This is a genomic window from Methylophilus sp., assembly GCF_035460085.1.
Taxonomy (GTDB): domain Bacteria; phylum Pseudomonadota; class Gammaproteobacteria; order Burkholderiales; family Methylophilaceae; genus Methylophilus.
Genome location: NZ_DATHWZ010000032.1, coordinates 1 through 25,146, shown reverse-complemented (window position 1 = coordinate 25,146; position 25,146 = coordinate 1). Strand labels below are relative to the sequence as shown.

The 25,146-nt window shown below is 50.5% G+C and carries 31 protein-coding genes; 24 read left to right on the top strand and 7 right to left on the bottom strand.

From position 1 onward, the window contains the following. Positions 1-101: 101 nt before the first annotated feature. From VK958_RS05495 to VK958_RS05445, 11 genes are all read left to right on the top strand, one after another. Positions 102-1,730, top strand: a complete 1,629-nt coding sequence (locus VK958_RS05495; protein WP_325239656.1) for an ArnT family glycosyltransferase — start codon at positions 102-104, stop codon at positions 1,728-1,730. A 48-nt stretch (positions 1,731-1,778) separates the two neighbouring features. Then, complete coding sequence (locus VK958_RS05490) at positions 1,779-2,798, top strand: glycosyltransferase family 2 protein (protein ID WP_325239655.1); 1,020 nt, start codon at positions 1,779-1,781, stop codon at positions 2,796-2,798. A gap of 6 nt (positions 2,799-2,804) precedes the next feature. Continuing rightward, on the top strand, positions 2,805-3,179 hold the full coding sequence (locus tag VK958_RS05485; protein ID WP_325239654.1) for a GtrA family protein: 375 nt from the start codon (positions 2,805-2,807) through the stop codon (positions 3,177-3,179). Between the two features lie 9 nt (positions 3,180-3,188). After that, positions 3,189-4,022: a ChbG/HpnK family deacetylase gene (locus VK958_RS05480; protein WP_325239653.1), complete on the top strand. Its 834-nt coding sequence runs from the start codon at positions 3,189-3,191 to the stop codon at positions 4,020-4,022. Between the two features lie 8 nt (positions 4,023-4,030). Further along, positions 4,031-5,512, top strand: a complete 1,482-nt coding sequence (gene lnt, locus VK958_RS05475; protein WP_325239724.1) for an apolipoprotein N-acyltransferase — start codon at positions 4,031-4,033, stop codon at positions 5,510-5,512. A gap of 49 nt (positions 5,513-5,561) precedes the next feature. Then, positions 5,562-5,975 (top strand): hypothetical protein, encoded by a 414-nt coding sequence (locus VK958_RS05470; protein ID WP_325239652.1) that lies wholly within the window; start codon positions 5,562-5,564, stop codon positions 5,973-5,975. Positions 5,976-6,100: 125 nt separating this feature from the next. Beyond that, positions 6,101-7,042, top strand: coding sequence for a glycine--tRNA ligase subunit alpha (gene glyQ, locus VK958_RS05465; RefSeq protein WP_325239722.1), 942 nt, complete (start codon positions 6,101-6,103; stop codon positions 7,040-7,042). Beyond that, on the top strand, positions 7,039-9,138 hold the full coding sequence (gene glyS, locus VK958_RS05460) for a glycine--tRNA ligase subunit beta (RefSeq protein WP_325239650.1): 2,100 nt from the start codon (positions 7,039-7,041) through the stop codon (positions 9,136-9,138). The genes glyQ and glyS overlap by 4 nt, the downstream gene beginning before the upstream one ends. Positions 9,139-9,180: 42 nt before the next feature. Then, entirely contained in the window at positions 9,181-9,723 is a 543-nt protein-coding gene (gmhB, locus tag VK958_RS05455; RefSeq protein ID WP_325239649.1) for a D-glycero-beta-D-manno-heptose 1,7-bisphosphate 7-phosphatase, read from the top strand. Continuing rightward, positions 9,723-10,439, top strand: coding sequence for a lysophospholipid acyltransferase family protein (locus VK958_RS05450; protein ID WP_325239647.1), 717 nt, complete (start codon positions 9,723-9,725; stop codon positions 10,437-10,439). Before gmhB ends, VK958_RS05450 begins: the two co-directional genes overlap by 1 nt. A gap of 10 nt (positions 10,440-10,449) precedes the next feature. Further along, entirely contained in the window at positions 10,450-11,163 is a 714-nt protein-coding gene (locus VK958_RS05445) for a M48 family metallopeptidase (protein WP_325239646.1), read from the top strand. A 25-nt stretch (positions 11,164-11,188) separates the two neighbouring features. Here the strand turns inward: VK958_RS05445 and VK958_RS05440 are convergent, their stop codons facing one another. The 6 genes from VK958_RS05440 to VK958_RS05415 all read right to left on the bottom strand — a co-directional run bounded on the left by VK958_RS05440 (position 11,189) and on the right by VK958_RS05415 (position 14,892). Continuing rightward, positions 11,189-11,695, bottom strand: a complete 507-nt coding sequence (locus VK958_RS05440; protein ID WP_325239644.1) for an SRPBCC family protein — start codon at positions 11,693-11,695, stop codon at positions 11,189-11,191. A 71-nt stretch (positions 11,696-11,766) separates the two neighbouring features. Continuing rightward, positions 11,767-12,669 (bottom strand): DMT family transporter, encoded by a 903-nt coding sequence (locus VK958_RS05435; RefSeq protein WP_325239643.1) that lies wholly within the window; start codon positions 12,667-12,669, stop codon positions 11,767-11,769. Positions 12,670-12,790: 121 nt separating this feature from the next. Beyond that, positions 12,791-13,018, bottom strand: coding sequence for a (2Fe-2S)-binding protein (locus tag VK958_RS05430; protein ID WP_055827890.1), 228 nt, complete (start codon positions 13,016-13,018; stop codon positions 12,791-12,793). Between the two features lie 134 nt (positions 13,019-13,152). After that, on the bottom strand, positions 13,153-13,629 hold the full coding sequence (bfr, locus tag VK958_RS05425; protein ID WP_325239641.1) for a bacterioferritin: 477 nt from the start codon (positions 13,627-13,629) through the stop codon (positions 13,153-13,155). A 9-nt stretch (positions 13,630-13,638) separates the two neighbouring features. Then, positions 13,639-14,130, bottom strand: coding sequence for a bacterioferritin (gene bfr, locus VK958_RS05420; protein ID WP_325239639.1), 492 nt, complete (start codon positions 14,128-14,130; stop codon positions 13,639-13,641). Positions 14,131-14,301: 171 nt separating this feature from the next. Continuing rightward, a complete protein-coding gene (locus VK958_RS05415) occupies positions 14,302-14,892 on the bottom strand; it encodes an SCO family protein (protein ID WP_325239638.1) in 591 nt (196 codons plus the stop codon). Positions 14,893-15,021: 129 nt separating this feature from the next. Between VK958_RS05415 and VK958_RS05410 the strand changes: the two genes are divergently transcribed. Together VK958_RS05410 and VK958_RS05405 are read left to right on the top strand one after the other, a co-directional pair. Further along, complete coding sequence (locus VK958_RS05410; RefSeq protein ID WP_414683855.1) at positions 15,022-15,939, top strand: branched-chain amino acid transaminase; 918 nt, start codon at positions 15,022-15,024, stop codon at positions 15,937-15,939. A gap of 48 nt (positions 15,940-15,987) precedes the next feature. After that, a complete protein-coding gene (locus VK958_RS05405; RefSeq protein WP_325239635.1) occupies positions 15,988-16,176 on the top strand; it encodes a zinc-finger domain-containing protein in 189 nt (62 codons plus the stop codon). A 50-nt stretch (positions 16,177-16,226) separates the two neighbouring features. On the opposite strand, the gene murI is transcribed toward VK958_RS05405, so the two are convergent. After that, positions 16,227-17,006 carry a glutamate racemase gene (gene murI, locus VK958_RS05400; protein ID WP_325239634.1) on the bottom strand — a complete coding sequence of 260 codons (780 nt, stop codon included), beginning with the start codon at positions 17,004-17,006 and terminating at the stop codon, positions 16,227-16,229. A gap of 62 nt (positions 17,007-17,068) precedes the next feature. Here murI and VK958_RS05395 point away from each other — a divergent pair, with 62 nt between their 5' ends. From VK958_RS05395 to VK958_RS05345, 11 genes are all read left to right on the top strand, one after another. Beyond that, a complete protein-coding gene (locus VK958_RS05395; RefSeq protein WP_325239633.1) occupies positions 17,069-17,620 on the top strand; it encodes a cob(I)yrinic acid a,c-diamide adenosyltransferase in 552 nt (183 codons plus the stop codon). Between the two features lie 30 nt (positions 17,621-17,650). Further along, positions 17,651-19,033, top strand: coding sequence for a polynucleotide adenylyltransferase PcnB (pcnB, locus tag VK958_RS05390; protein WP_325239632.1), 1,383 nt, complete (start codon positions 17,651-17,653; stop codon positions 19,031-19,033). Beyond that, positions 19,033-19,515 carry a 2-amino-4-hydroxy-6-hydroxymethyldihydropteridine diphosphokinase gene (gene folK, locus VK958_RS05385; RefSeq protein WP_325239630.1) on the top strand — a complete coding sequence of 161 codons (483 nt, stop codon included), beginning with the start codon at positions 19,033-19,035 and terminating at the stop codon, positions 19,513-19,515. Before pcnB ends, folK begins: the two co-directional genes overlap by 1 nt. A 17-nt stretch (positions 19,516-19,532) precedes the next feature. Beyond that, entirely contained in the window at positions 19,533-20,171 is a 639-nt protein-coding gene (locus tag VK958_RS05380) for a deoxynucleoside kinase (RefSeq protein WP_414683852.1), read from the top strand. Positions 20,172-20,375: 204 nt separating this feature from the next. Then, positions 20,376-21,185 carry a 3-methyl-2-oxobutanoate hydroxymethyltransferase gene (gene panB / locus VK958_RS05375; RefSeq protein WP_325239628.1) on the top strand — a complete coding sequence of 270 codons (810 nt, stop codon included), beginning with the start codon at positions 20,376-20,378 and terminating at the stop codon, positions 21,183-21,185. A 58-nt stretch (positions 21,186-21,243) separates the two neighbouring features. Continuing rightward, a complete protein-coding gene (gene tsaB / locus VK958_RS05370; RefSeq protein WP_325239626.1) occupies positions 21,244-21,945 on the top strand; it encodes a tRNA (adenosine(37)-N6)-threonylcarbamoyltransferase complex dimerization subunit type 1 TsaB in 702 nt (233 codons plus the stop codon). A 9-nt stretch (positions 21,946-21,954) separates the two neighbouring features. Then, a complete protein-coding gene (rimI, locus tag VK958_RS05365) occupies positions 21,955-22,416 on the top strand; it encodes a ribosomal protein S18-alanine N-acetyltransferase (RefSeq protein WP_325239625.1) in 462 nt (153 codons plus the stop codon). A 40-nt stretch (positions 22,417-22,456) separates the two neighbouring features. Further along, complete coding sequence (locus tag VK958_RS05360) at positions 22,457-23,077, top strand: uracil-DNA glycosylase family protein (RefSeq protein WP_325239623.1); 621 nt, start codon at positions 22,457-22,459, stop codon at positions 23,075-23,077. A gap of 109 nt (positions 23,078-23,186) precedes the next feature. Then, positions 23,187-23,780, top strand: coding sequence for a LemA family protein (locus VK958_RS05355; protein WP_325239720.1), 594 nt, complete (start codon positions 23,187-23,189; stop codon positions 23,778-23,780). A 6-nt stretch (positions 23,781-23,786) separates the two neighbouring features. Next, positions 23,787-24,665, top strand: coding sequence for a TPM domain-containing protein (locus VK958_RS05350; protein WP_325239622.1), 879 nt, complete (start codon positions 23,787-23,789; stop codon positions 24,663-24,665). Then, on the top strand, positions 24,665-25,146 hold a 482-nt coding region (locus VK958_RS05345), incomplete at its 3' end, for a TPM domain-containing protein (protein WP_325239621.1). The genes VK958_RS05350 and VK958_RS05345, both read left to right, overlap by 1 nt.

Below are 25,146 nucleotides of genomic sequence, written 5' to 3'. Positions count from 1 at the left end.
CAAGCCTGCAGGCTTTTTTGTGCCCAGAGCGGGGCGCGCACTATCATAAGCGTTTGCGGCGTGATACGCTTGCGAGTTCGTTTTTCATGTTCATCTTGCCTATGAAACCTGCACCTGCCCACTTGTCTTCTGCCTCAACGCTGACCTGGTTAACACGTCTATTCTGGCTGGGGTTGATTGCCTGGGTCGCATTGACTTTCAGGCAGCATGGCATCAGTAATGACGAGTATGTGCAGCATACTTATGGCCAGATGTTGCTGGATTGGTATAGCTCTGGATTTACCGACCAGGATGCTTTTCATTACCGTAATCTTTACCTGTATGGCGGTCTGTTTGACATAATCGCCGCCGCCCTGGATATCTATATTCCCATCATGATTTGGGACATCCGCCATTTACTCTCAGCTTTGTTCGGCCTGCTCGGTTTCTACGGTGTTTCGCGTTTTGCCAATTTATTAGGTGGCCAGCGTTTGGCCATAGTATCCATGCTGATGCTGCTGTTGACCGTATCGTGGTCAGGCGCCATGTTTACCCATACCAAAGACGTTCCATTCGCTGCTTGTATGTTGTGGGCGCTATACGCCACGGCACTGGTCGTGCGTGATATGGAAAATGTCAGTGGCAAAGCTATTGTGTTGTTAGGCTTTGCCGTCGGCGGTGCGCTAGGCTTGCGCGTCGGCGGTGCGTTCGCTGTGATCTACCTCATCTTGCTGGTGACTTGGCGTGCATGGCTGGATCATAAAGCGAATGGCTCACCCGTACTTTCACGCTTGTTACGCATGGTGCTGGTGTTGTTGCCTGCCGCTGTATTGGCGTTTGTATTCATGGCCATCTGCTGGCCATGGAGTGTGATTGATGTCGATAACATTCTCGAAGCCGCTGAATCGTTTTCGCATTTTGATTTTAATATGCAGACCATGGCTAACGGTGTCATGTACAACATCAGTGATGTGCCGCGCAGTTACCTGTTCCAGTATCTGGCCGTGAAACTGCCGGAAGCTGCCTTGCTTGGGCTAGCCACAGTTCCGCTGTTATGGCTGATATGCAGGAGCGCTGTACAAGCTGCCGATATTAAAACGCGTATCACCATGCATACGCTGCTGGCAGGCATTTTATTACCTCTAATGTTTGTGCTAAATGACAAGCCAGCCCTCTACAACGGCGTCCGCCACTTCACGTTTTTGCTGCCATTGCTGGCGATTCTGGCTGCATGGGCGGTATTGACCGTGTATGACGCCTTGGCAAACAGCCGCTGGTTTGGCCGCATCGTTTATCAATCACTGTGGGCAGGGGTGGTGGCTGGATTAATGCTGGTCACATTTGTCGATATTGTGCAGTTACATCCTTTTGAATACGTACGACTCAACCGGCTGGTTGGTGATCAAAAGCAGGCGCAATTCAATTGGGAAGGTGATTACTGGTCCAGTGCTTTGCGAGAGGCCACGGATCAGTTACAGGCCATGAAACTGCCTGCGCGTTCACAACCATATTGGATCGGTGCTTGTGTAGATACGCCGCAAATTGAACCCTACCTTGATCGCCGATTTAAAGTGACGCGCAGATGGGAAGAAGCTGACTTCTATATTTCCACCACCAATATGCATTGCCATGAAGTGATGAAGGGCAAGGTCATCGTTGATATTGAGCGCCAGGGCATGTCACTAGCGGTAGTGAAAGACAGGCGTAATTTACAGGCGAATGATCGTTCAGCAACACCTGCCAAAAACTAGACTGAATCCGCTACAATCCCAATCAGTTCATTACCAGAATGTAATGCCATGACTATCACAGACTCTGCTCGCCCGACTGCCCAGCCGCATATCACGGTCATGGTGCCGGCTTACAACGAAGAAAAAAATATTGCCAGCACCCTGCAAAAGATCGGCAGTGTGTTGCAGCAAATGTCGCCGTATTGGGATATCGTCGTGGTCGATGACGGCAGTCGCGACCAAACGGCGCAGGTCGTGCAAACCTTGATAGATATCCACCATGTCACCCTGGTCAGATTCTCGCGTAATTTTGGTAAGGAAAACGCCATCAGCGCCGGTTTAGGATTTGCCAAAGGCGAGTTGGTGATTTGTATGGACGCTGACGGCCAGCACGCATCAGAGCTGATGTTCACCATGCTGGAAAAATGGCGCGAAGGCTATGACATGGTCTATGCCGTCCGCCAGGACCGCGAGCAGGAGTCCTCATTTAAACTATGGGGATCACGTCTGTTCTACCGCATGATGAGTGCCAGCAGTCATATCGATATCCCGCGGGATGCAGGTGATTTCCGCCTGATGGATAGAAAAGTGGTGGATGCCTTGTGTGCACTGCCAGAGCGTAACCGTTTTATGAAAGGCATTTATGCCTGGGTTGGCTATAAATCGATAGGCATTCCCTATACGCCCTTACCCAGATTGCACGGCGAAAGTGCTTATTCAAAACTCAAATTGATTGCGCTGGCGTGGACCGGAATTACCAGCTTCTCGGTATTGCCTTTACGGCTGGCAAGTTTGACCGGTGTGGTCCTGGCGCTGATTGCGTTTGCCTATGGCGCCGTAGTCGTGATTGATGCGTTATTCTTTCATGAATCCATTCCAGGGTGGCCAACCATGGTTGCCAGCATGATGTTTTTTGCCGGGGTGCAATTGCTGTTTATTGGCGTGCTCGGTGAATACCTGGCGCGGGTGTATGACGAAGTCAAAGGCCGTCCGCCCTATATTGTTGCTGAAGTGGTGGAGCCGCTGACGTTTAAACCCGAAGCAGCGGTAAAACCTCCCCGTCGTCGTAAACCCAAAGTTGACGCTTAGTTACTCATGCGCGCTTCAGTATCAGGCTTTGTGAGTGTCGGTGCAGTTGCTGCAGCGGTGCATTATGTAGTCGCCCTCCTGGCACATGCGCTAGGCTGGTTGCCATCTAATGCGAACTGGCTGGGTTTTCTTGCCGCATTTCCAGTCAGTTACATCGGCCACCGCTGGTGGTCTTTTCGCGGTACTCAAGCCAGCCACCAACAAGCATTCCCCAAGTTTTTAACAGTCGCGTTAACAGGATTTTTAGGTAATCAGGCATTAGTTTGGTTGGCACTTACTTACACGCCGTTGCCGTTCTGGTTTGTGTTGGGTGTGGTGATGGTGATTGTTGCAGTGAGCACCTGGCTGCTTAGCCGCTTCTGGGCTTTTAAGCATGGCTAAAGTATTTATATGACTAGGGTAATTATATGTGCTGATGATTTCGCACAATCTGCAGCCATTGATGACGCCATTGTGGACTTGATTCAACGTGGCGTACTCACAGCCACTTCTTGTATGACGCTCAGCCCCGCCTGGGCGAAAAGCACGGCCAAGTTAAGCCCGGAAATTCGCGCCAAAGCCGATATTGGCCTGCATCTGGATTTTACCCAGTTTTCGCGAACGTTGCGGTTATCGCATCCTGTTCTAGTGTTACGCAGCCTGCTTGGTTTGCTCGATCAACATGCGGTCCGTGCCAACATCCAGCAGCAGTTAAATGCCTTTGAACAGGCAATCGGTACCGCGCCAGATTATGTAGATGGCCATTTGCATGTGCATCAGTTGCCCATTATCCGTGATGCATTGTTAGCGGAAATGCAACAGCGCTACGGAAAACTACCAGCTCCTCAACGGCCATGGTTACGGATATCCAGCCCGCCTGTAGAGAGTGGTTTCAAGGCGCGGATGATTCATTGGCTGGGTGCAAAAGCGTTGCAAACTGCTGCGATGCAAGCTGGTTTTAGAGTGTCGCCCTGCTTGCTCGGGGTATATGATTTTGAGGGTGATGCAGCAGATTATCAGGCGCATTGGTTAACCTGGGCCAGGCAACTCAAGCAATGCCCAACGCCAACCGCCCATAGTCTGCCGCCGGTATTAATGTGTCATCCGGCCAAGCCATTCGATAAAGCTGACGAAAGTGACCCGATTGCGCTGGCACGTATTATTGAATGGCAAGTCATGCAGTCCCCAGATTTTTCTACCTGGCTTTCTAAAGCCGATATTCAACCTGTGAAAGGGTCGCATTGAGTAGGTTTATGCAATGGGCGCAGCAAGCGCCACTGTGGCAACGTGGATTATTGGCAGTAGCTTCGGGCGCGGTTACCGTATTAGGTTTTGCGCCTTATTATCTGTTCTGGTTGCCTTGGTTGTCTTTAGCTATTTTGTTATTTCTCTGGCAACAAGCCAGTACCGCAGGCCAGGTATTTAAACTGGGGCTGGCATTCGGCATCGGTTTATATTGCATCGGCATTTACTGGATTTACATCAGCCTGCATGACTTTGGTGGTATGCCCTGGTGGTTCGCCGGATTCAGTACGTTTTGCCTGTGTGCATTTATGGCATTGTTCCCGGCGCTGGCTGGTTATCTTGCCAAACGATCCGGCAACCTGTTGTGGGTTGCGCCACTCTTATGGGCGCTATCAGACTGGGTGCGCAGCTGGATTTTTACCGGTTTCCCCTGGCTCACATTGGGGTATTCACAAGCACCCTCCAGTCCATTAGTGGGTTATTTGCCGGTTATCGGTGTATATGGGGTCTCGGCATTGACGGCAGGCATCGCTGCCAGTCTGACCTATACATGGCTGAATAGCGCAAATCGTTTACGTGCATGCATACTAACGGTTGCACTTTTGGCAGTTGGCAGTGTTTTGGCTGTTATTCCATGGAGCCATCCGGTTGGGCAACCTGTCACAGTTGCCCTTTTGCAGGGCAATATCAGCCAGGCCATTAAATGGTCGCCCGAGCAGGCACAGCGCACCTTGCGGCAATATCTGGATATGGTGCGCATGGCGGAAGCCAAATTGATTGTGTTGCCTGAAACCGCATTGCCGATATTGGCCGATCAGATTGATCCCTCTTATCTGGCAGCACTGAAACAGCATGCCGTCAGCCAGCAAGGCGATATTTTGCTTGGTGTAGTAGAAGCCAAAAATAACAATTACTACAACAGTGCCATCAGTGTCGGCACGTCGCCTGCACAATCGTACGCTAAAAGTCACTTGGTGCCATTCGGCGAATACATTCCATTAAAAGGCGTATTCGGCTGGATATACGAAGACTTGTTGCATATGCCGCTCAGTGATTTGTCACGCGGTACTTCCAGGAAACCGCTGCACATTGCCGGGCAAAAAGTAGGCGTGAATATTTGCTATGAAGATGTATTTGGTGAAGAGATCGCACAACAGCTGCCGGAAGCGGGATTGCTGGTGAATATCAGTAATGACGCCTGGTATGGCCGGTCATTTGCGGCAGAGCAGCATATGCAATTCAGTCAGGTGAGGGCGATTGAAACCGGGCGTATGGTGTTACGCAGCACCAATACCGGCGCCACTGCCATTATTGGTCACGACGGGCAGATCAGGCAGCATGCACCGCATGACGAGGGCCTGATTCTGGTAGGCAAGGCGCAGAGTTATCAAGGTAGCACCCCATATGTCTGGTGGGGAAATTACCTGTTTATTATGTTGAGCGCACTGGGTTTGCTGGTCAGCTATTTTTACACTCGACGTTCAGCTTGAGCAATGACGAACTGAATGAATCAACGCCTAGTGATTGAGGGATAAAAACATGCAAGACTTTACTAAAGCCGATGTTGAAAATAACGATGCATCATTCGTTAATACTTCCGGCATGGGTAAAGATGCAGTCATCCCTGATGGCGTGAAAGGCTGGAGCTGGGGCGCATTTTTCCTGAACTGGATCTGGGCCATCAGCAATAGAACCTGGATAGGCTTGTTATGCTTGATTCCCTATGTGGGATTTGTCATGTCTTTCTTTCTCGGGGCAAAAGGCCGCGAATGGGCCTGGCGGAATAAACGCTGGAAGAGTGTTGCTCACTTTAATGAAGTGCAGAAAAAGTGGTCATTCTGGGGTGTGGTGCTTGTTGTCGGTATTGCCGGATTAGGCATTGTGGCTGCAATTGCGCTCCCTGCGTATATGGATTACCAGCATCATGTTCAGCCTGTCACTGTGAATACCTGACTGATCTTTCCTGTAGAGAGTCATTCCGTAGCACTCTGCAAGTCTTTCCAGTAGGCGAATCATTTCGTCGCCACCTGTAATTCAGGTAAAATCTGCCTTTTGCATTCATCGGATCAGGCAAAATGGTGCTGACCTTTCAACAAATCATTTTAAAACTACAAGAATACTGGGATAAACAAGGCTGTACCTTGCTGCAGCCCTATGATATGGAAGTCGGCGCAGGCACCAGCCACACTGCTACATTCCTGCGCGCACTCGGCCCTGAACCGTGGAAAGCCGCCTATGTGCAACCTAGCCGTCGCCCTAAAGATGGCCGTTATGGCGAAAACCCCAATCGTTTGCAACATTACTACCAGTACCAGGTAGTGCTAAAACCGGCACCGGCTAATATTCTCGAACTGTATCTGGGTTCACTTGAAGCCCTGGGTTTTAACCTGAAAGAAAACGATATCCGCTTTGTGGAAGATGACTGGGAAAATCCAACATTAGGTGCCTGGGGCCTCGGTTGGGAAGTCTGGCTCAATGGTATGGAAGTGACGCAGTTCACTTACTTCCAGCAGGTCGGCGGTATCAACTGCAAGCCGATCACCGGTGAAATTACCTATGGCCTGGAACGCCTGGCCATGTATCTGCAAGGCGTGGAAAACGTCTACGATCTTGAATATTCCCCCGGCGTGAAATATGGCGACGTGTTTCACCAGAATGAGGTGGAACAATCCACCTACAACTTTGAGCATTCCGATGTCGATTTCCTGTTCACTGCCTTCAACGCGCACGAAAAACAGGCCAAGCATTTGATGGAAGTACAGCTGGCATTACCCGCTTACGAGCAGGTATTGAAAGCAGGACATACCTTTAACCTGCTGGATGCACGTGGCGCCATTTCAGTCACCGAGCGTGCCGCCTATATTGGCCGCATCCGCAACCTGGCCCGTGCAGTCGCTGCCAGCTACCTCGAAAGCCGCGCGCGTATGGGTTTCCCGATGGCACCTAAAGAATGGGCCGACGAAGTCATCGCCAAACTGGAAAGCGATAAAGCAGAACAAAATAAGAAAGCCGCCGCATGAGTACCCGCAATCTGTTAGTTGAATTGTTTGTAGAAGAACTGCCGCCTAAAGCGCTAAATAAATTAGGTGAAGCATTCAGTGGCGTATTGGCCGAAAGCCTGAAAGCTTCGGGTTTGCTGGCTGATGGCAGTGTGGTGACCACGTTTGCTTCCCCTCGTCGTTTGGCTGCGCATATTACTAATGTGGCTGCCAAGGCTGCGGACAAACAAGTAGCGCAAAAACTGATGCCAGCGACTGTGGGTCTGGATGCCAATGGCAATGCAACACCTGCGTTGCTCAAGAAACTGCAGGCGCTGGGTGAAAACGAATCCGCAGTTGCCAAATTACGCAAAGAAAATGATGGTAAAGCGGATATCCTGTTCCTGGATGCGAGGCAATCAGGTGCTAATTTGCAGGTAGGCCTGCAAAAAGCCCTCGATGAAACATTGGCTAAGTTGCCTATCCCTAAAGTGATGACTTACCAGATCAACGATGGCTGGCAGAGTGTCAACTTCGTGCGTCCGGCGCATGGCCTGGTTGCATTGCATGGCGATGAAATCATCCCTGTTTCAACTTTGGGTTTGACTGCAAGCAATACCACGCAAGGTCACCGTTTTGAAGCGAAGAACCCAGTCGTGACACTCAGCTCTGCTGACACTTATGCGCAACAATTAGCCGACGAAGGTGCTGTGATTGCCAGTTTTGCAGACCGTCGTGCTGAAATTGAAAAGCAACTGCAAGCCGCTGCCGCCAAAGAAAATCTCAAGCCGATTGAAGATGATGCATTGCTGGATGAAGTGACTGCGCTGGTAGAACGTCCTAATGTGCTGCTTGGCCAATTTGAAGAAGAATTTTTGGCTGTGCCGCAAGAATGCCTGATCCTGACAATGAAGGCGAACCAGAAGTATTTTCCATTGCTGGATGCGCAAGGCAAACTGACCAACAAGTTTCTGATTGTTTCCAATATCAATCCGGCCGATGCGAGTAAAGTAATTGGCGGTAATGAGCGCGTAGTACGTCCCCGTTTGGCCGATGCCAAATTCTTCTTCGACCAGGACCGTAAAAAGACATTGGACAGCCGGTTGCCTGGCCTGGCAAAAGTGGTTTACCACAACAAACTCGGCTCACAAGGCGAGCGTAACGAGCGCGTGGTGGCGATTGCCTCTGCGATTGCGCAGCATATGGGTGGCGATGGTTTCGTCGCCAAAGTGGCGCAAGCCGCACGTTTATCCAAAGTGGATTTGCTGACTGATATGGTTGGTGAATTCCCTGAGCTGCAAGGGATCATGGGCCGCTATTATGCGCAGCATGAAGGGCTGGCAGATGATGTCGCCTATGCGATTGAAGATCATTACCGCCCTCGCTTTGCCGGGGATGAATTGCCACGTAGCCAGGTTGGCGTGATTGTGGCCTTGGCGGACAAACTGGAAACACTGGTCGGCTTATTCAGTATCGGCGAAAAACCGACCGGTGACAAAGATCCATTTGCCTTGCGTCGTCAGGCGCTGGGTATTCTGCGCATGCTGATGGAAACTGATTTGCCACTGGCATTCGACAAGTTGATTGCGCAAACATTGAATGTGTTTAATGGCAATGCTGATGTCGCGGACGCCATACAGGCATTCTGCTTCGACCGTTTGGCCGTAAACCTGCGCGATCAGGGCGCCAGCGCACTGGAAGTGGATGCGGTGTTGTCATTGTCACCCAATCAACTGGCAGAAGTGCCGCGTCGTTTAGCTGCTGTGCAGGCCTTCGCTAACTTGCCGGAAGCGCCAGCCTTGGCAGCCGCCAACAAACGCGTCAGCAATATCCTGAAAAAAGCCGAAGGTGAAGTGAAGGCAGAAGTTAATACCAGTCTGTTACAAGAGCCCGCTGAGAAAGCTTTGCACCAGGCACTGGCAGATACCAAGCCAAAGGCCGACCAATTGTTTGAAACCGGTGATTATGCCGCTTCATTACAAGCATTGGCTGCACTCAAAGTACCCGTAGATATTTTCTTTGAGGATGTGATGGTCAATGCTGAAGATCCTGCACTGAAGGCCAATCGTTTAGGCCTGCTGGCAACGTTGCACCAGGCCATGAATCGCGTGGCAGATTTATCGAAATTAGCCAGTTAATGTAAGACATTCCCGTGGATGCGGGAGTGCCGGAGAGCCTAGATGAAACTCGTTATCCTTGATCGCGATGGTGTGATTAACCAGGACAGTGCGACCTTTATCAAAAACCCCAACGAGTGGATTCCGATCCCCGGTAGTCTGGAAGCGATCGCCTTATTAAATCAGCGCGGCTATCGCGTCGCTATCGCCACCAATCAGTCAGGTATCGCACGCGGCTATTTCGATATGGCCACGCTGAATGCCATCCACGAAAAAATGCATAAAGCCGTCGCGCAAGTAGGTGGCAGGATAGATGCGGTGTTTTACTGTCCGCATGCTGCCGGCGACAATTGCGCTTGCCGTAAACCAAAAACTGGCATGATAGAAGAAATCGGCTTGCGCTTTAATCTTGAGCTTAGCAAAGTGCCTGGCGTAGGTGATGCCCTGCGTGACTTGCAGGCCTTTGCCGATGCCGGTTGCCAGCCCTACCTGGTGAGAACAGGCAAAGGCGAAGAAACCTACAATCTGGCCGAGGTGCCTGCAAATACCATCGTTGTTGCTGACTTGGCTGCTGCCGTGCAAGACATTATTGCAGGGGATAGATAATGGGTAATGCCGTGTTGTATGTGCGGGCGCTGTTGTTTTATGTCGGACTGTTTGCATTCACCATTCCTTTTTCAATACTTGCACTTATATTGATCCCCATGCCCTCAGCGGTCACGCGTTCACGCTGGGTGAGTCGATGGGCCTACTGCGTGTTATGGTGGTTGAAAATCACTTGTAACTTAAGCTATGAAGTCAAAGGCCGTGAACATATACCCAACACAGCCTCTATCATTCTTTGCAAGCATCAATCGGCATGGGAAACCATCGCTCTCCAAGCTATTTTCCCTCCGCAAGTATGGGTGCTTAAAAGAGAGTTACTGATGCTGCCCTTTCTGGGCTGGGCATTGTGGGCGGTTGGTTCCATTCCGATTGACCGCAGTTCAGGCCGCGAAGCGTTGAAAAAGCTGGTCAATCACGGCAAAAACCGTCTCAAACGCGGTTTGTGGGTAGTCATCTTTCCTGAAGGCACACGCACTGCACCGGGCGCACGCGGCAAATACCATATCGGCGGTGCCTGGCTGGCTTCGCATAGCAACAGCACTGTCGTTCCGGTAGCGCATAATGCCGGCCGGTTCTGGCGCAAGAGTTCTATCCTTAAATATCCTGGCGTCATCCAGGTTGTGATTGGCCAGCCGATTGATACCACTGGACTGAAGCCGGATGCGGTGAATAAACTGGTGGAAGACTGGATAGAAACCGAGATGCAATCCCTGTGATCACGGCAGTATGATAGAACAAGTGCTGCAACTGCCCGACGGGCAAACCATTGCTTACCAGCTTGATCTGCGGGTGCGCAGAACCATAGGCCTTAAAATCACTGCTCAAGGCCTGGTAGTGCACGCGCCCAAACGCATTAATGCCAGCCAGTTACAGCAAGTACTGTTGCAAAAAGCGAGCTGGATCCAGCAGAAACTCGCATTGCGTGAAAATAATCAGGTAAGCCCCATGCAGTGGCTGGATGGCGAGCCGCTGATGTTTATGGGACAGGATATTGTTTTGTCCCTGCAACATCATGCCACCAATAAAGCCGTCACGTTGCAGGGCAACCAGTTGTTAGTCCGGTCGCCGCAGATAGATCAGCAAGCGTTTGTTGCCCGTAAAGTATTGCAGTGGTTTGCCCAGCAGGCGCTGCCCGATTTTAAACGGCGGGTAGAGTTGATTGCTGCGCAAATGGGTGAAAAAGTGAGCGGTGTGGCGCTCTCGAATGCGCGTTCACGCTGGGGCAGCTGTAACAGCCGTAAACAAATCCGCTTGAACTGGCGGTTGATACAAGCGCCGCCGCATATTATCCAATATGTGATTTGCCACGAGATGGCGCATCTGAAAGAGATGAACCATTCAGCCAGATTTTATGCGGTGCAGGCAAGTCTTTTTCCCAATCATGTGCAAGCGGAAAAAGAACTGAAAGCACTATCAGCCATTTTGCATCGCATGGCCTGATCAAACTTGGTGAGCACTAAAACCGCTAGCGCGACTGTTTGATGACTGCCACCAACTGGTCCAGTACCGCGCTCCAGCCTTCCTGAAAGCCCATCGCCTCATGCCGCTGTTTAGAGGCTGCGTCGGCATGCAAGGCGTAAGCCGTGTAACGCGTGCCGTTCGGGGTCGCTTCCAGGACGATACTGGCCGTCATCATGAATTCTGCGCATTCATGGCCGGGAGACTGTTCAGGCGTTTTGGCTGGCCTGAATCCGGGTTCCAGCGCATTGGTCCAGGTCAGTTTCTTGCCGGGGATGACTTCAAGGTAACAGCCACTGTTGGGAAACTGCTGGCCTTCTGGCGATTGCATGACCGTGCGGAAAAGGCCGCCGGGCTTGAGGTCAATTTCACAATCTACCGTTTTCCATGGCAGCGGACAGAACCATTGTTTGAGATGTTCCGGTGTCGTCCACGCCTGCCAAATTTCTTCCGGTAATACATCGACTTCTTTTTCCAGTACTAAATCCAGTTCCGGGTTGATTTCTATTGCCATATACACTCTCCTTTTAGTCTGGGAATTGGGCATAACGGTTATAACTTAGAAGTCCCTGACGACGGATTAGATTAGTTTATTCTATTCGCAAGCCAGATACCTGTGAAAATGGTGAGCATACCCAGGAATTGATACAGATGGAAAGCTTCTTGCAACAGCAGCGTGGAAAGCACCGAACCAAAAATTGGCATGGCATGGATAAATACACTGGCACGTACCGATCCAACCAGCGTCACCGCTTTTGAATATGCCAGCAGGGCTATCACAGACGGGAAAATGCCGATATAGACCAGTATCCACAACGTTTGCGGATTTTGCAGGTGTATGGATGTGGTCTGCAGTTCCCACAGGCAAAGCGGTAACAGGAGAGTTAAGGCAATCATCACCTGGCATAACATCAACCCGGTGCGGTTGATGGATGCCGGAATGTCTTTCAGCCAAAGTGTATACAAGGCCCAGAACATCATCGCCAGGAAGATAATCACATCGCCTTCTGCAAAGGCTAGCGTTAGCAGTATTTGCAAGTCACCATGTGAGACGACAATCAATACGCCTGTCAGCGAAACCAGTAAGCCGATGAATTGGCTGGCTGGCAATGTTTTCCGGTAAAACAGAAAACCGAAGATCGCAACCAGGAATGGAATGAACGAGTTGAGGATGATGCCATTGGTGGCGCTGGTGGTATGCAAGCCCCAATACACCAGTAAATTAAAGGCCGCGACGCCGGTAAAGGCCGTGCCGAAAATATGCCAGCGATAGGCCTGGTAATGGACACGGTCTCGCAGAAATGGCCGCAGGGCAAAAGGGAGCAGGCACACTAAAGCGATGCTCCAGCGAATGAACGACAAAGTGACCGGTGGCACTTCCGCGTTGATGGCGCGTCCGGCAATAAAGTTACCTGCCCACAGCAAAGGCGGCAATAAGAGTAACAGTAAGATACGCCAGTCTAAGGTGGCTGGAGGGGAGTCTGACATAGTGAAAGTGAAAACAGATAAGCGAGGATTGTAAGTGGCAATCCGCAAGCTGCAAAGCATCAGGCCTGTAAATGCAAAAAGGGGCTTTTAGCCCCTTGTTAAAAACGATGTGCCGATGTGGTCAGGCTGCGCCCAGTTGTACAGGCGTTAACTGAATCAATTTTTTGACCAGGCCAGGATGCTGCTCCGCATGCGCTTCTTTCAGGCATGCTTTAGCACAGCTGACACATTTTCCACAGTCGGCGCCTACGCCTAGCTGCTCTTTCAAATGCTTAACGGTTTTGGCGCCGTCCCTGACTGCCTGATGAACCTGGCGCTCGGTCACTGCATTACAAACGCAAACGTACATATGGTCTCAAATTAGGTTACTAATGATAATTATTATCATTTATTGAGATTCTGTCAAGCCCAGTTTGGTTCCGGCAAGGCGTGAAAAAAGCCGCAAAAGCGGCTTAATTCAAAGATTGTAAAAACAACGTATGGCTAGTCAGTTTCTATCTGTGTTTGCAGGTAGTTCGGCAATGTGACGTCTGTAATCAGTCGCTGCTGAGTTTCCAGCCAGTCAATGGCTTCTTCACAGGCTTCCAGCAACTCAGTCAGCAAATCACGTGTAACGTAATCCTGTAATTTTTCAGCTTCAGCGATCGCTTCAATCAACTGCGGGCGCTGTACATCTTTTTCAAAACTCAGGTCGCCTTGCAGGCATTCCACAACCTCTTCACCAATCAGCAGTTTACCGAGATTTTGCAGGTTGGGCAGGCCATCCAGAAACAGGATGCGTTCAATCACTTCATCCGCTTCTTTCATGACGCGGATGGATTGTTTGTACTGGTAGTCGTTTAATCTTTCCAGGCCCCATTTCCTGAACATACGCGCATGCAGAAAATACTGGTTGATAGAGGTCAGCTGGTTTTTAAGCACTTTGTTCAAAGTGCTGATAATCTGTTTTTCGCCTTTCATACCGGCTCCTTAAACTGCAACAGCAGGGCCGTCGCCCATCTGGCTTTGGCAGTAGTTTTCAATACCGATCAGTTTGATCAGGCTTAATTGTTTTTCAAGCCAATAGGCGTGGTCCATCTCTGTGTCTTCCAGTTGCACCAGCAACATTTCTTTAGTGACAAAGTCTTGCGCTTGCTCACAAGCATCCATGGCTTTTTTCAGGTGCTTGACTACGGCATATTCCAGGTCAAGGTCAGATTCGAGCATGGACTTCACATCTTTGCCAATATGGATAGGATCGCGCTTGGTAAGATTGGGAGTACCTTCAAGGAACAGGATGCGTTGAATTAATGCGCGGGCATGTTCACGTTCATGCAGGGACTCGTGGAGGATGCGTTGGGAAATTACTCCCAGGCCCATGTCGGCATACATTTCACCGTGAATCAGATACTGGTCGGTAGCGGTTAATTCGCCAGCCAGCAAATCATTCAGAATATCTACAATTTTTTTATCGCCTTTCATCATCGGCTCCTGTATGCATTTTCAATGAAGTGCATGATACAGGAAAATGGAAAGTATGCAATAAAAAATACAATGTAACTTATTGATTTAAAATGAGTTTTTAAACACTAATATAAATGAAAATCGTTCTTGATCCAGTATTTCTCAGGCAGAATTAAAGGCTGCTAAAAACTAGATTAGCAGCTGCAAGTCATGCGCGATATTGGCCGGTTTTTCACCATAGCCCAGGTAAATGCGCGGTGCGCCTGTTTTATCAAATACATATAACCCGGCACTATGGTCCACGGTGTAGCCGTCCTCGCCTGCCTCACTCACTTTAGCGGCATAGACTTTATATTCTGCCAGGTTAGCAGCGACTTCAGCAGGTGTGCCGCGCAGGCCAATAAAGCGTGCATCAAACCCTGGTACAAATTGCGCAAGTACTTCCTGCGTATCGCGCTCGGGGTCTACAGTAACAAATAACACCTGTACATCATTCGCCTTGTCACCCAGTAGTTTCATGGTTTGCTTGAGGTCGCTCATGGTGGTCGGGCAGACATCGGGACAGTGGGTATAGCCAAAAAACAGCACGACTACCTTGCCTTTGAAGTCATCGATACTACGTAGCTTGCCAGTGTGGTCAGTCAGGCTCAACGGTTTACCAAACTGCGTACCGGTGAGGTCAGTGCCGATAAAGCTGGAGGTTTTGTCAGGTTGGCAACCTGACAGCAGACTGGTCACTAATGCTGCGATTAACCAAAGCCACGTGAAACGAGTGCGCATGCAAAAATCCTTGTAAATCATCATTGAAATGGATTCTAGCATAGGCGAAAAGCGTGCAGATTGGTTTACAATACTAGTTTTTGACGATTGACGGATTAAAGGCGAGTTTAAATGGCAATACCAAGTTCGATGGCAGACCGTGACGGCGTTATCTGGTATGACGGCAAAATGGTCAACTGGCGTGATGCCACTACCCATGTATTAACCCACACCTTGCATTACGGCATGGGCGTATTTGAAGGTGTGCGTGCGTACAAAACTGATAAAGGCACCGCTATTTTCCGTTTGAAAGAACACACTGACCGTTTGTTCCGCAGTGCGCATATCCTGGGTATGAAAATGCCGTTTGATAAAGCGACCATGATCGAGGCACAAAGAGCTGCTGTGCGTGAAAACAACCTCGAATCTGCCTACATGCGCCCGATGGCGTTTTACGGTGCAGAAGCGATGGGTATCTCAGCCAAAACGTTATCGACACACGTCATTGTTGGTGCCTGGAGCTGGGGCGCGTATATGGGGGAAGAAGCGATTACCAAAGGTATCCGCGTGAAGACTTCTTCTTTTGCACGTCACCACGTGAATATCACCATGTGTAAGGCTAAAGCGAACGGCAACTACATGAACAGCATCCTGGCACATCAGGAAGCTGCACAAGATGGTTACCAGGAAGCGTTGTTGCTGGACGTGGATGGTTTCGTGGCTGAAGGTTCCGGCGAGAATATTTTCATTATCCGTAACGGCAAGCTGTATACACCGGATTTAACTTCAGCGCTGGAAGGCATCACCCGCGACACGATTGTCACGTTGGCCAAAGAGGAGCTTGGCCTGGAAGTAATTGAAAAGCGTATTACCCGCGATGAGGTTTACAGTGCTGATGAAGCCTTCTTTACCGGTACGGCCGCTGAAGTGACGCCTATCCGCGAACTTGATAACCGCGCGATTGGTGAAGGCACGCGTGGCCCGATCACTGAAAAACTGCAAAGCCTGTATTTCGATGTGGTTAAAGGTAAAAATGCCAAATATGAACATTGGCTGACTTTGGTTTAAGTTAATAAAGGTTTCAAGTCACTAATGGCTGTGTGCGGGAGAAGCTGAATGTCTGATGTAAAAGAGTTTGAAGTAGATGGTAACGACTTGCCACTGCATTGCCCGACCAAGGAAGTCGCTTTGTGGGCCTCACATCCACGCGTATTTCTGGATGTGGCTAAAACCGGGGAAGTTGCCTGCCCTTATTGCGGCACCAGATTCAAGCTCAAGCCTGGCACCCAAGTGCACCATCATTAAACCATTATTTAAAGCAAAACCCACGCATTGCGTGGGTTTTGTTATATAGATTAAAGTGTTTTCCAAAGTTGCCGCATGATGCCTTGTGTCTCTTCTGCACCACTGGTTAAAAATTGCAGTTGGTTTTGATCATTGGCATTGTTCAGCAAGCCTTTTTCTGCCAACACCTGCTGTAAACGCTTGGCAACCGCAGACCCGGTATCAATCAATGTCACACCCGGCCCTACGATCTGTTGAATATGGTGACGCACAAATGGGTAGTGCGTGCAGCCCAGTACGATGGTGTCGGCCCCGGCAGCTATCAAGGGCTGGCAATAAGTTTGCAGCAGGCCAATGGTTTCCGGATGGTCCAGTAAGCCTTGTTCTATGCGTTCCACCAGGCCTACGCACGCTTGCGTCACGACTTGCACACCGTTCCCATAATGCTCCAGCAACGCCGCAAATTGGGCGCTTTGCAAAGTGCCGGTAGTGGCGAGTACGCCGATGACATTGTTTTTGCTGGCGGCTGCCGCGGGTTTAACTGCAGGTTCCATGCCGATAATCGGTAAAGGAAAATGCTCACGCAGCGGGCTGATGGCCGCTGCGGTGGCGGTATTACAGGCGACTACCAGCGCTTTGGCACCTTGGGCAACCAAGATGTCCGCAAGGGTAAAACACCGTTGCTGGATTTTTACCGCAGATTGATTGCCATATGGTGCATAGGCACTATCGGCAAAATAGATGAAATGCTCGTGTGGAAGCTGGCGCGTAAGGTGCTTGAGGACGGTGAGTCCGCCCACACCTGAATCCATCACGCCAACCGGGGCACTGCCTGCAATCGCTGGGCACATCGAAATGGCACGGGTTGATTTATAATGAGCGGATTATATAGGATTTTAGTCAGGTTTCAGGAATGGCAAATCGGCTGAGCAAGATTTACACACGTACCGGGGACAGTGGCACCACTGGCCTTGGCGATGGTTCGCGGGTTACCAAGTTCGACTTGCGCGTGCAGGCGATGGGCGAAGTCGATGAGCTGAATGCTGTACTGGGAATGTTGCTGATCGAAGAGTTGCACGCCGATGTGCGCGAGCAGCTGGAAGCTATCCAGCATGATTTGTTTGATATGGGTGGCGAGCTCAGCATGCCTGGGCATACCTTTATGCAGGCGGGGCGCGTTGCTATCCTTGAGCAAGTCCTGGATGGTTGGAATGCCGAGCTGAGTCCGTTGAAAGAATTTATATTACCCGGCGGCAGCCGGGCTTCGGCGGTGTGTCATCTGGCGCGTACTGTGTGCCGCCGTGCCGAGCGCGTGTTGCATGCCTTGCATGCGCAATCTCCGGTTACTGCCGTCAATCTGCAATACCTGAATCGCTTGTCAGACCTGTTATTTGTATTATGTCGTACCTTGAATCGGCATGCCGGTGTTCCGGATGTGCTTTGGAATAACCAACATAAACTTTAATGCGCATGATGCGCTGATGTTCACTGAGTAATGATTAAACAATTTCTGCAAAAAGTATTTGGCAAACGCGGTCAGCAACCAGGTCAAACCTCCGAGCCTGGCCAAACTTCAAAAAAAGGTAAATCATCTACGGTGCAGGTGATTTCGGCTAGCAAACACAAGATCAATCCCAAGCTGATTAGCCAGGCTGCCCTGAAGACCTGCGACGGCCTGCAAAAAGCCGGGTTTGAGGCCTATATCGTTGGTGGCGCTGTGCGCGACTTATTATTGAACCATCCGCCCAAGGACTTTGATATCGCTACCAATGCGACGCCGGAACAGGTAAACAAAGCATTCCGGCGTTCGCGTATTATTGGCCGTCGTTTCCGCCTGGTGCATGTGTTGTGGGGGCAGGAAACGATAGAAGTATCTACTTTCCGTGGTCACCACCAAAGCGAAGGTGATGGCGAGACCAACGACAGTGGCCGTATTATCCGGGACAATATTTTTGGCTCGATTGAAGAAGACTCAGTCAGGCGTGACTTCACCGCCAATGCGCTTTATTACGATCCCAAACGCCAGGAAGTGCTGGACTTCCACAATGGCGTGGCGGATATCCGTGCCAAAACCTTGCGCATTATCGGTGACCCGGTCAAGCGATACCAGGAAGATCCGGTGCGTATGCTGCGCGCCGTGCGTCTCTCGGCCAAACTTGGTTTAACACTCGAGCAGACTACCGAAGCTCCGATTCGTAAACTGGCAGACTTGCTGGAAGATGTGCCACCCAGCCGCCTGTTTGATGAAATGCTTAAATTGTTTTTATCAGGGCATGCGATCGAAAGTATCAGTGCCTTACGCGCGCAGCATTTACATCATGGATTGTTGCCTTTGCTGGATGTGGTGCTGGAACAGCCGCTAGGCGAAAAATTCGTCATGCTGGCCCTGAAAAATACCGATGATCGCATTCTGGCAGGCAAGTCTTCAAATCCGAGTTTCTTGTTTGCGACCTTGCTTTGGCATGAAGTGTTGCAAGCCTGGCTGGAAAACCAGAAGCGTGGCGAGCCTTTGATTCCGGCGTTGCACCTGGCAATGAACGAAATCATTGATAAACAGGGCGAGAAAATGGCGATCCATAATCGCTACACAGCCACCATGAAAGAAATCTGGGCCATGCAGCCACGCTTTGAACAGCGCTCCGGCAAACGACCATATGCCTTGCTGACCAACCCGAAATATCGGGCAGGCTATGACTTCTTGTTATTGCGCTGCGCGTCTGGCGAGTTGCCTGAAGAGCTTGGTGAATGGTGGACAAGATTTGCCGACGCCGGCACCGAAGAACGTACCAATATGCTGTTACCTGAAAGCGGTTTGCAAAAACGCCGTCGCCGTCCACGCAAGAAAAAACCGGCAGCTACGAATGGTGAGTCGGCGTAATGGCCCTGGCCTTGATTGCGCTCGGCAGTAATTTGCAGCAGCCACAGGTGCAGGTAGCCAACGCCATTCAGGTGTTATCACAAACGCCAGGTTTGAGCTTAGTGAAAGCTTCCAGCCTGTATGCTACTGCGCCAATAGGCTACGACAACCAGCCTGACTTTATCAATGCAGTTGTTCAGGTGGCTACCGACATCCCTGCGCCAGAATTGATGGAATTATTGCTGAAGATTGAACAAGCATTCGGGCGCGAGCGGCCTTTTCCCAATGCGCCGCGGATTCTGGACCTCGATCTGCTTGATTATGCCAGTATGCGCATGCACACCTCACATCTCACATTGCCACATCCGCGCATGCATGAACGCGGCTTCGTCATTTTGCCGCTGGCTGAAATTGTGCCTGACTTTGTACTGCCACAAGGGCAGACTGTTGTAGAATGGGCAACAGAATTCCCGCATGATGATGTGCGAAAACTGGACCTGTGACTGAACGAGCAATAACAATGTTTACCCGTTTTCCTTATGTTGTAATCGAAGGCCCGATCGGCAGTGGCAAAACCACGCTGGCACGCATGTTGGCAGATAAGTTTTCGGTAGAGTTGCTATCAGAAAAAGCTGAATCTAACCCTTTCCTGACCCGTTTCTATCAGGATGCCCAGCGTTATGCCTTGCCGACACAGCTGTTTTTCCTGTTCCAGCGTTCACGCCAGATTGAAGACATGGCGCAACGGGATATGTTTGGCCAGCCCACGGTGTCAGATTTTTTCCTGGAAAAAGACCCGCTGTTTGCGCGCCTGAACCTGGATGATGAAGAATATTCTTTGTATCACCAGATTTACCATCACCTGCAGCTTAAAGCCCCAAAGCCTGATCTGGTGGTATATTTGCAAACGCCGATAGATGCGCTGGTGGACCGGATCGAAGAGCGCAATATCAGTTATGAGCAGGATATGCCGCGTGAGTATATTGCGCGCCTGGCCGAAGCCTACAGCGAGTTTTTCCACACATATGACGCCTCACCATTGCTGATTGTAAACAACGAAAAGCTCAATATTATTAAAGACCCGGAAGCATTTGATCTGCTGATCGAGCGCATTAATCAGATCAAGAGCAGCCGCGAATACTTTAATCCTAATTTTTAATTAAATGTATTTGCGGGCAAACTCCCGCGTTGCATGGTCTATCGAAATAAGTGCAGAGAATCATCATGCATTACATCAACATGGATTCCGGCCACAACGTTTGATATCTCTCGTGAGCTAGCCTGCGCCGTCACACTTAGTTGGTCTTGCAAGCTTTGCTTCTTGAGTTTAACCCTATATGTATCTTAAAAGTACCAGCCGACTATGCTAAACGCTTTATTATCACGTGCAAACGCCGGCGAAAAAATTGCCATGCTCACTTGCTATGACGCCACTTTTGCCAAGCTGATGCATTTGGCCGGCGTGGACATGCTGCTGGTCGGTGATTCATTAGGCATGGTCATACAAGGTGGTGACAGCACCCTGGGCGTCACCATGCAGGACATGCTGTATCACACCAGTATTGTGGCTAAGGGCGCGCCCAATGCCGTGATCATGAGTGATATGCCAGTGGATAGTTACGAGCACGACCTCACAGTTGCCTTGCAAAATGCACGTGCCTTGATTGAGGCTGGTGCGCATATCGTCAAGATTGAAGGTGGTGGTCACATGGTGGAAACCGCCCGCTACCTGGTTGAAAACGGTGTGTCTGTGTGTGCGCACCTTGGGTTCACACCGCAATCGGTAGAAAAACTCGGCGGTTATAAAATCCAGGGTAAAACTGAAGAGGCTGGCCAGGTAATATTAAATGATGCTTTAGCCATGACCAATGCTGGCGTTAGCATGGTGTTGTTTGAAATGGTCCCTGCCGCGCTCGCAACCCGCGTGACTAAAAGTATTCCTGTGCCGACCATAGGCATCGGCGCCGGTCCTGGCTGTAGTGGTCAGGTGCTGGTATTGCAGGATTTATTAGGGATTTATACAGGACCAGCAGAAAAGCTTGCTCAAGATTACAAAGCCCCGAGGTTTGCACAAAATTTCCTGGGTCAGTCTGGTGACATCGAGAAAGCGATAATAAACTACGTTCAAGCTGTAAAATGCGGTCAGTTTCCGGCCGCGCAACATAGTTATTAAAAAAGATTGATTTATTCCACCCATGATGGCTGATGGTGTTTGATCAACAATGACTACCATGAGATTACTTGCAATCGAATCCTCTACCGAATTTCTTTCATTATCTGTGCAAACAGAGGAAGGTATTCATGCATTCCATGAAGCAACCGGGCCTGCTGCTTCACAGCGTATCCTGCCGGAAATCCAGCGCTTGCTGGCTGAGGCCAGGGTAAAACTGGCCGAACTGGATGGTATTGTGTATGGCACCGGCCCTGGGGCATTTACCGGCGTGCGGGTGGCTGTAGGCGTCACCCAGGGCTTGGCGTTTGGTGCCAACCTGCCTGTGGTTGGGGTAAGCTCTGTGCAGGCGGTGGCACAGGCAGCCTGGCTGGAAACCGGGGCTGAAAAAGTGCTGGTGTGTCTGGATGCCCGGATGGGTGAGGTATACCATGCCGCGTTAATCAAACAACAGCACGACTGGTTAGAAGTTTCGCCGCCAGTGGTGTGCAAGCCACATGAGGTGCCAGCGATTGCGGGTGATGGCTGGTTGGCGGCAGGTTCAGGCTGGGCTGTATTTGGTGAAGTACTCTCAGCGCAATATACTCAACAGATCAGCCATGTTCACGCGGAAATCATGCCTACTGCCAATGCCATGCTAATCATTGCAACCCCCAGATTTATTGTCGGTGACACGCAGTCAGCACAACAGGCGGCACCACTTTATATACGTAACCGCGTGGCATTAACCGCTGCCGAGCGCGCGCAAGGGCAAACATTGTAGGGTTGATGGATGAGCGCATTACCTAAATACCAGCCACAGTTCCGGGTCATGTCTTATGAAGACCTGATCGCAGTTTGCCGCATAGAACCGACTATTTACAGCCACCCGTGGACCTACGGTAATTTCAAGGATTCACTGGATTCAGGCTATTGTGCATGGGTGATGGAAATGTCCGGTGAAATCATAGGCTATGCGCTCGTCATGATGGTGCTGGATGAGGCGCATCTGTTGAATATCAGTGTGGCACAGGCGCATCAGGGCCAAGGGCTGGGAAGAGCGTTGCTTGGGCATATGATAGAAATTTCCAGGCATCGGCTTGCGGCAAATATGTTTCTTGAAGTACGTGAAAGCAATACCAAAGCGATTGCTTTATACGAAACGATGGGTTTTTGTGAAATGGGCATTCGTCGTCATTATTACCCGACCAAATCAGGACGTGAAGATGCCGTGCTGATGGGAGTCGCCTTGTAGGGCTTAGTATGACGAGAGATATTGAAAACAGGAGCATGCTGTGAGTCTGGGGCGTGAGGATATATTGCGGGAATTGGAGTTGTTGCCTGTCTGGCGGTTGCGCGCACCAGCGGCGGAAAACGCATTGCCAGCCATGGCCCTGACGACTGCACCTGAAAGATCGACAGAGACGCCCATTGAAAAAAACGTTCTGGCATTGTCTGATCCCGCAGATGTGGAGCCGGTAACCGAACTCAGGGCTGAGCGCGAGCCTGCTCCGGTAGTGGAGATATCTGAAAACACGCAACTGGAGGCAACGCCAGCGCCACTGATTCAATCACCCTGGGTTTTAATGTGCCCGCGATTGGATGACCCTGCTGCGCAAGCGCTACTGGAAAATATTGTGCGTGCCTTGAAACTGGCGCCTGAGGAGTCACACGTTTCTCACCAGCCTGTAAAACTCGCGCAAGTACAAAGCCGGTTTGCTATTTTGTTTGGCCTGGAAGCCGCCAATACATTTTTGGGAACCAATCACGGTGATCTGGCTTCTATACGTGGCCAGTTATTCACGCACGCCGAGATGCACTACGTCATTACACATCATCCGGATGCCATGCTAGCTCATCCTTTGTTGAAAAAAGAAGTCTGGCATGATTTGTGTCTGCTATTGGCCGAAAAGTAATGCTGGCTGAGAAGTCAGGACAATCATCTCGCAAAAAAATAAAACCGGGCTAGTTGTAGCTGGCGACCTGGCCCCCATATAATCAAAACTATTAGTGAGGAAAATCATGATGCGTCAAATGTTCAAGATTGTGTTGTTAGCCAGTGTGTTAATGCTGTCTGGTTGTGGCTATAACCAGTTTCAATCACTGGATGAAGAAACGAAGGCAAGCTGGTCTGAAGTCTTAAACCAATACCAGCGCCGGGCTGACCTGGTGCCTAACCTGGTTTCCACTGTGAAGGGCTACGCCAATCATGAAGAAAAAGTATTGACTGAAGTGACCGAAGCGCGCGCTAAAGTAGGCAGCATGCAGGTGACGCCGGAATTGCTGAATGACCCGGAAGCGTTTGCTAAATTCCAGGCTGCACAAGGTCAGTTAACCAGTGCCTTGTCGCGCCTGATGGTGGTGTCTGAAAACTACCCTGACCTGAAAGCCGATGCCAGCTTCCGTGATTTGCAGGCACAACTGGAAGGCACCGAAAATCGTGTGACTGTGGCGCGTAACCGTTATATTGAGGCGGTGAAGCAATACAATGTGACGGTGCGTAGTTTCCCCAATAACCTGACTGCCATGATGTTCGGCTACCAGCCAAAACCATCGTTCACTGTAGAGAATGAAAAAGCGATTTCATCTGCACCAAAAGTAGATTTTGGCGATAAATAATTGTTGATGGCTTTGAAGTTGATGTTGTCGGTGTGGTTGCGTGCGCTGCTGGTTTGCAGCCTGTTGATGACTGGTACGAGCGCACTCGCCGCCAATGGTCTGGTCGATATTCCGCCGTTAAGCAATGCCGTCACTGATTTGACACGGACGCTGTCGGCGGAAGAGCAGACGGCCCTCAACGAAAAACTGTCACAGTTTTCGCAGCAGACCGGTTCACAAATCGCCGTCCTGATATTGCCTACTACGCAACCTGAAGATATTGCCCAGTTCGGCATCCGTTTGGCTGATACGTGGAAAATTGGCCGCGAAAAGCAGGATGATGGTGTCATCGTGATCGTGGCCAAACAAGACCGTAAAATGCGGATTGAAGTCGGTTATGGTCTTGAAGGCGCTATCCCTGATGCGGTCGCCAAGCGTATTGTTTCTGAACAGCTCAGCCCCGCATTCAAGCAAGGCCAATTTTATCAGGGCCTGCATGTGGCGACTGATAGCTTGATTAAACTGATCCAGGGCGAACAATTACCGGCACCTGCCAAAGGTCAAACGGCGTCAGGTCAACAGGGCTTGATGCACTGGCTGCCTATCCTGATGTTTGCTGCCATCTTCCTCGGCGCTATTTTGCGCGGTATGCTTGGCTCGTTTTTTGGTAGTGCCCTGACTGGCGGCGCCCTTGCAGTACTTGCTGGTTTCCTCGGCGCAACGCTTTTGGTCATGGGGCTGGTCGGCCTTGCCGCATTTATCTTCACCCTGGCCATGGGTGGCGGTCAGGGTGGTTTGCCGATAGGTGGATTTCCCGGCGGCTTTGGCGGCGGAGGTGTTGGCCGCGATATATTCAGCGGCGGCGGTGGCGGTTTTGGTGGCGGTGGCGCGTCAGGAGATTGGTAATGAAACCGGTACACCCTTTCAGGCGTTTTTTTCGGCATCTCACCAGCCACCCATGGCAGGTCAAGCGCCATTTCTCTGAGGCTGCTTTGCAACATATCGAACACGCAATCGCAGCGAATGAGCATCAGCATGCCGGTGAAATCCGTGTCGTTATTGAATCCGGTCTGCCGCTTTCTTCCATTATGCAGGGCGTGTCGCCGCGGCAACGGGCGATACAACTGTTCGGGCAACTGAATATCTGGGATACTGAACAGAACAACGGCGTACTGATTTACCTGATGCTGGCGGACAAAGATGTAGAGATTATCGCTGACCGGGGCATACACAAGCATGTGCAACCGCAGGGCTGGCAGCATATCTGCCAGCAGATGGAAGGAATGTTTAGAAGTGGGCAGTTTGAACAGGGTGTTACACACGGCATTACCGCGATTGGCGAGCATCTTGCAGAATACTTTCCGCCACAAGCGACCCCACGCAACGA

Coding starts and splice junctions, on each gene's coding strand:
- VK958_RS05495 (WP_325239656.1), top strand. CDS start 102: ATGAAACCTGCACCTGCCCACTTGTCTTCTGCCTCAACGCTGACCTGG.
- VK958_RS05490 (WP_325239655.1), top strand. CDS start 1,779: ATGACTATCACAGACTCTGCTCGCCCGACTGCCCAGCCGCATATCACG.
- VK958_RS05485 (WP_325239654.1), top strand. CDS start 2,805: ATGCGCGCTTCAGTATCAGGCTTTGTGAGTGTCGGTGCAGTTGCTGCA.
- VK958_RS05480 (WP_325239653.1), top strand. CDS start 3,189: ATGACTAGGGTAATTATATGTGCTGATGATTTCGCACAATCTGCAGCC.
- lnt (WP_325239724.1), top strand. CDS start 4,031: ATGCAATGGGCGCAGCAAGCGCCACTGTGGCAACGTGGATTATTGGCA.
- VK958_RS05470 (WP_325239652.1), top strand. CDS start 5,562: ATGCAAGACTTTACTAAAGCCGATGTTGAAAATAACGATGCATCATTC.
- glyS (WP_325239650.1), top strand. CDS start 7,039: ATGAGTACCCGCAATCTGTTAGTTGAATTGTTTGTAGAAGAACTGCCG.
- gmhB (WP_325239649.1), top strand. CDS start 9,181: ATGAAACTCGTTATCCTTGATCGCGATGGTGTGATTAACCAGGACAGT.
- VK958_RS05450 (WP_325239647.1), top strand. CDS start 9,723: ATGGGTAATGCCGTGTTGTATGTGCGGGCGCTGTTGTTTTATGTCGGA.
- VK958_RS05445 (WP_325239646.1), top strand. CDS start 10,450: ATGATAGAACAAGTGCTGCAACTGCCCGACGGGCAAACCATTGCTTAC.
- VK958_RS05440 (WP_325239644.1), bottom strand. CDS start 11,695: ATGGCAATAGAAATCAACCCGGAACTGGATTTAGTACTGGAAAAAGAA.
- VK958_RS05435 (WP_325239643.1), bottom strand. CDS start 12,669: ATGTCAGACTCCCCTCCAGCCACCTTAGACTGGCGTATCTTACTGTTA.
- VK958_RS05430 (WP_055827890.1), bottom strand. CDS start 13,018: ATGTACGTTTGCGTTTGTAATGCAGTGACCGAGCGCCAGGTTCATCAG.
- bfr (WP_325239641.1), bottom strand. CDS start 13,629: ATGAAAGGCGAAAAACAGATTATCAGCACTTTGAACAAAGTGCTTAAA.
- bfr (WP_325239639.1), bottom strand. CDS start 14,130: ATGAAAGGCGATAAAAAAATTGTAGATATTCTGAATGATTTGCTGGCT.
- VK958_RS05415 (WP_325239638.1), bottom strand. CDS start 14,892: ATGCGCACTCGTTTCACGTGGCTTTGGTTAATCGCAGCATTAGTGACC.
- VK958_RS05410 (WP_414683855.1), top strand. CDS start 15,022: ATGGCAGACCGTGACGGCGTTATCTGGTATGACGGCAAAATGGTCAAC.
- VK958_RS05405 (WP_325239635.1), top strand. CDS start 15,988: ATGTCTGATGTAAAAGAGTTTGAAGTAGATGGTAACGACTTGCCACTG.
- murI (WP_325239634.1), bottom strand. CDS start 17,006: ATGTGCCCAGCGATTGCAGGCAGTGCCCCGGTTGGCGTGATGGATTCA.
- VK958_RS05395 (WP_325239633.1), top strand. CDS start 17,069: ATGGCAAATCGGCTGAGCAAGATTTACACACGTACCGGGGACAGTGGC.
- pcnB (WP_325239632.1), top strand. CDS start 17,651: ATGATTAAACAATTTCTGCAAAAAGTATTTGGCAAACGCGGTCAGCAA.
- folK (WP_325239630.1), top strand. CDS start 19,033: ATGGCCCTGGCCTTGATTGCGCTCGGCAGTAATTTGCAGCAGCCACAG.
- VK958_RS05380 (WP_414683852.1), top strand. CDS start 19,533: ATGTTTACCCGTTTTCCTTATGTTGTAATCGAAGGCCCGATCGGCAGT.
- panB (WP_325239628.1), top strand. CDS start 20,376: ATGCTAAACGCTTTATTATCACGTGCAAACGCCGGCGAAAAAATTGCC.
- tsaB (WP_325239626.1), top strand. CDS start 21,244: ATGAGATTACTTGCAATCGAATCCTCTACCGAATTTCTTTCATTATCT.
- rimI (WP_325239625.1), top strand. CDS start 21,955: ATGAGCGCATTACCTAAATACCAGCCACAGTTCCGGGTCATGTCTTAT.
- VK958_RS05355 (WP_325239720.1), top strand. CDS start 23,187: ATGCGTCAAATGTTCAAGATTGTGTTGTTAGCCAGTGTGTTAATGCTG.
- VK958_RS05350 (WP_325239622.1), top strand. CDS start 23,787: ATGGCTTTGAAGTTGATGTTGTCGGTGTGGTTGCGTGCGCTGCTGGTT.